Here is a 377-nt window from a genome sequence, read left to right on the forward strand (position 1 = left end):
GCTCCTTCGCTAAAAATGTCTACTAGACATTTTCCTAACGCTTCGGCCCTGTGGAGAATAACGGAGTCGAACCGTTGACCTCCTGCGTGCAAGGCAGGCGCTCTAGCCAGCTGAGCTAATCCCCCAATTTTTAATTAAAAATTACGAATTATGAATTACGAATCTTATAATTCCTAATCTCTCAACTTCTAAAATTTCCCTAAGTAAATCAATTCCATTTTTAATTCGTAATTCGTAATTCCCAAATTCCTAATCAAAAAAAGTAGTCCCGGGCAGACTCGAACTGCCGACCCCTACATTATCAGTGTAGTACTCTAACCAGCTGAGCTACGAGACTCTGTTTGTATTTGATTCCTTATTATATTTTGAATTAACAG

General features: G+C 39.0%; 2 tRNA genes. Both read right to left on the reverse strand.

Annotation, left to right across the window (positions count from 1 at the left end):
* Positions 1 to 51 precede the first annotated feature (51 nt).
* Positions 52 to 125 (reverse strand) — tRNA-Ala (locus KIH23_RS13635).
* A gap of 138 nt (positions 126 to 263) precedes the next feature.
* A tRNA-Ile gene (locus KIH23_RS13640) sits at positions 264 to 337 on the reverse strand.
* Between the last annotated feature and the right edge of the window lie 40 nt (positions 338 to 377).

Origin of the sequence: Flavobacterium sp. CYK-55, from assembly GCF_018413465.1 — a bacterium.
Lineage (GTDB): Bacteria > Bacteroidota > Bacteroidia > Flavobacteriales > Flavobacteriaceae > Flavobacterium.